Source organism: Halochromatium sp. (assembly GCF_054919635.1).
The window spans coordinates 1-3,832 of sequence record NZ_JBUDPI010000354.1; the positions used below are offsets into that span (position 1 = coordinate 1).

A 3,832-nucleotide genomic window follows, 5' to 3' on the forward strand; every position below is an offset into this window, starting at 1 on the left:
CTCCGGAGACCCATCCTGCTGCCGAGATCCTTCCTGATTCTGGTCCTGCACCCGTTCCTGATCCTGCACCCGCTCCTGATCCTGGTCCTGGTCCTGATCCTGATCCTGATCCTGATTGGCAGTGGCGCTCTGTATCCGAGTTCCAGCCTCCGTGGTCTTGACGATGAATAGATGCTCAGATGGCCCCTCAGCAATCACCGCAGCCTCGGGCACACGCAGGATCGTGCGGTGCTCGGTGACCAGCTCGGCCGTCATGAACATGCCGGGCTTGAGCCGACGATCACTGTTGTCGAAGGTTGCTTCGAGCGCTAAGGTCCGCGTGGCCTCGGCGACCTCGGGTGCGACGAAGGTCACGCGGCCTTGGAAACGCTGCTGCGGATACGCGGGCGTCTCGGCCAAGACCGCCTGTCCGTTGCGGATGCGCGCGAGCTCGACACCGGGTACATCGAGCAGCAGGTCGAGCGGCGTGATGCGGCTAAGCGATGCGACCGGCGAGCCCGGCTCGAGCAACGCGCCCGGGCTGACCTGTCGCCGTCCGACAAGCCCGTCGAAGGGTGCCTCGATGATCCGGTCGGCGAGATCCTCGTTGCTGACGCGCAACGCAGCGCGAGCCTCGCTGGCGGTTGCCCGCGCTTGCTCAAGCTCGGTCTCGGAGACGAAGGACTCGGCATCCAGCGTTTCCAAGCGCTCGAATTGACGAGCTGTTTGCGAGACGCGAGCGGCTGCTTCTTGCACCCGAGCCAGAGCGCGGTCACGCTCGAGCAGTACCAGAGCCTGATGCTTGGCGACGCTCTCGCCCTCCGTGACCAATACGGCATCAACGCGTCCCCGCGAGCGTGCGGTGATCGTCACCGTTTCAGCGGCCTTTAGGGTGCCAGTCGCCTGGAGCCGCGTTTCGATCTCGCGGCGTTGGACGGGCGCGACCTCCACCAAAGGGGGTGGGCGACCACGATCTGCAGGAGGACCTGCTTGAAAGAGCCCGAGCAGCGTTGTGCGATGCCACCACCCCAGGGCAAGGATGCCGGCAACGACAAGACCCAGCAGGGCAAGCTTGCCTGCTTTTGATATTGGCACCTTAGTGACCTCTGCCGGCAGTTCGTCTCTGTGACTGGTCTTTCTCTAGCCTGGGTTGCCGCAACTCCCGTGCCTGTCTTTGCATGTGGACCCGGCAGCGGGTTGATCTGCCGCTGCGCTGGCAAGGTACTGGGGCGTCTGGCTGTTCTGGGGTTCCCGTTCTGGGGCTTCTGGCGCTCAGCGTTCGTGGTCGGCGTGGTGCATTTGAGCCAGGCCGCGGCTGATAACAACCTGTATGCTGGCTTCAGCGGCGCCGTGTCGCTGTTGGGGTCGGGCTCGGCCTCGGCACCAAAGTTGCTGCAACTCCAGAACGCCAGAACGCCAGAAAGGCTGAATTGCCCTGGAGCTTCTAATGACATTGATCAACGCGATGCGGACCGACTTTCCCGTTGTCGATCCGGAAAGCACCTTAGCCGCGGCCGCGAGCCGATTCGGCGAGACCGGATGCTGTAGCTTGCCCGTGGTCGATCAAGGTCTCTTGGTCGGTGCCCTCGACTCGCTGGACGTGGCTACCCGAGCCGTCAACGGTGAGCTTGATCCGACGCGCGCGAGCGTGCGTATGCTGATGCGGCGCGAGCCGGTGAGCTGCCCGCCCGAGGCATCACTCGACGAGGCGCGGCAGCTGATGATGCGCAAACGGGTCAACACGCTCTTCGTCATCGAGCCAGGCCCGCGTCTCGTCGGCATGATCGATCTGGTGGGGCTGCTGACCGCCTCCGAGACGGCCTCTAGTGCTGGCCCCGAGCCGGAGTGGAATGAACGCGTCCGCGGCGACCGGCGCTAGGCGCTAGGTACAGGCGTTAGGTCAAGTCAGAAGGACTGATCAGCCATCAGGCTCGCTGGCGCTCGGCCTGCTGGATCGCATGGGCGGCGTTGACCAGTCCAATATGACTGAAGGCCTGCGGGAAGTTGCCCAACAGCTCGGTGCCGTTCGGTACCACCTGCTCCGAGAGTAATCCGACGTCGTTGACGCAGCCAGCAGCGCGCTCGAAGATGGCGCGCGCTTGCTCCACCTGGCCTGCCATGGCGCGGGCCTGGGCGAGCCAAAAGGTGCAGACCAAGAACGGCCCTTCGCCGCCGTCGAGCCCATCGGCCACCTGGTAGCGGTAAACCAGCCCGTTGGCGTCGGTCAACTGGTCCTCGATGGCATCGAGGGTCGCGAGCACACCTGGATCATCGGCCGGTAGAAAGCCGACGATCGGCATCATCAACACGGCTGCATCAAGATGGTTGGCGCCGAAGGTCTGGGTGTATGCGCCAGCATGGGCGCTCCAGCCCCGCTCGAGGATGGCACTGCGGATCTGGGCGCAGGCAGTCCGCCACGCATCGATCCGGTGCTCGGCGCCGAGGTCGTCGGCCATCGCGATCGCCCGATCCAGTGCCGCCCAGCACATCAATTTCGAGTGCAGATAGTGCCGCGCTGGCGTGCGCATCTCCCAGATGCCGTGGTCCTTCTCCTGCCAACGCGCAGCAGCGGCGTCGGCAATCTCGACGAGGAAGCGGCGGCCGGCATCGCCCAGCCCTTGCAGTTGCTCGCGGACGCGATAGGCGGCGGTCATCACCTCGCCGTAGACATCGAGCTGGCGTTGGCTCCAGGCGGCATTGCCGATGCGCACCGGAGCACTGTTGCGCCAACCGGGCAGATGCGACAGCTCGCGCTCGCTGAGATCATGCTCGCCCTCGATCCCGAATAGCACCTGCAGATTACCGTGCTCGCGGACCTGGATCAGCGCAGTGGCGCCGAGGAAGTCGAAGAAGCGATGGGCCTCGGTCGGGCAGGCTGCGACCCAGAGCGCATCCAGCGTCAGGCTCGCGTCGCGGACCCAGCTGTAGCGGTAATCCCAGTTACGGCTGCCGCCGATGCAGGTGGCAAGCGAGGTGGTCGGCGCGGCGATGATGGCACCGGTCGGCTCATAGATCAGTCCATGGAGCACGCGTCCACTATGGCGGACCAGCTCCGTCCAAGGGCCCTCGTAGGCTTGATGGGCGCGCGACCAGGCGCGCCAATCCTCAATCGTCTTGGTGAGCTCGGCGTGGATCGCATCGGGCAGGATGCGCTCGGGTAGACCGGTCGCGGTGCTACCGTGCTGGAGCGCGAGGCCGATGCGCTCGCCTCGGTTGAGCCTGAACCGGGCACGGGCGCTGCAGTCCTCCACCGCCAAGGGGACATCGGAGCTCAGCCGCAGGATCGAGGCCCCGCCGCGAGTGGCGATGCCGCCTTCGACCGGCTCGAGCAACGGCCGGATCAGCCCGTATTCGGGCCGTGGCGCATAGTCGATCGCGATGGGCACTTGGCCCTCGAGGCAGTGCAGCTCGCGCAGAACCCGATGGGGTGCGCCGCGGCCGAGGTGATCGGCCTGATCCTCCTCTCCGGTCGCCAGGGCGTCGCGCAGCATCACTCGGCCCTCGCTGCAGTGGAAGAGGGTCTCCAACACGAGCGACTCGGGGACATAGCGACGCTCGATCTCGACTGTCCCGAGGCTCGACGGCGCGATGCGGAAATGACCACAGTCGGCGCCGAGCAGTCCGCTCAGCTGCGCCGGCGCGTCAAAGCGCGGCAGGCAGAGCCAGTCGATGCTGCCATTGCGGCCGACCAACGCGGCGCCATGGCGGTCGGAGATCAAGGCGTAGTCTGCAATCGGGCGGTCGCTCATCATTGGACGCTGCTTGGTTGGAGGCTGCTTTCCCACAGGGGCTTGGGTCCAGCTGCTCGCGGTCGGGGCGCGCCATCAGCAGGTAACAGGGATGATCCTCATCG

Annotated in this window: 3 protein-coding genes; 1 reads left to right on the forward strand and 2 read right to left on the reverse strand. The window is 65.6% G+C overall.

Annotation, left to right across the window (positions count from 1 at the left end):
- A partial coding sequence (locus ACY693_RS16460) for an efflux RND transporter periplasmic adaptor subunit (protein ID WP_462322895.1) occupies positions 1 to 930 on the reverse strand: 930 nt, incomplete at its 3' end.
- Between the two features lie 496 nt (positions 931 to 1,426).
- Between ACY693_RS16460 and ACY693_RS16465 the strand changes: the two genes are divergently transcribed.
- Positions 1,427 to 1,858, forward strand: coding sequence for a CBS domain-containing protein (locus tag ACY693_RS16465; RefSeq protein WP_462322896.1), 432 nt, complete (start codon positions 1,427 to 1,429; stop codon positions 1,856 to 1,858).
- Between the two features lie 46 nt (positions 1,859 to 1,904).
- Here the strand turns inward: ACY693_RS16465 and ACY693_RS16470 are convergent, their stop codons facing one another.
- Positions 1,905 to 3,728, reverse strand: coding sequence for a glycoside hydrolase family 15 protein (locus ACY693_RS16470; protein ID WP_462322897.1), 1,824 nt, complete (start codon positions 3,726 to 3,728; stop codon positions 1,905 to 1,907).
- Positions 3,729 to 3,832 lie beyond the last annotated feature (104 nt).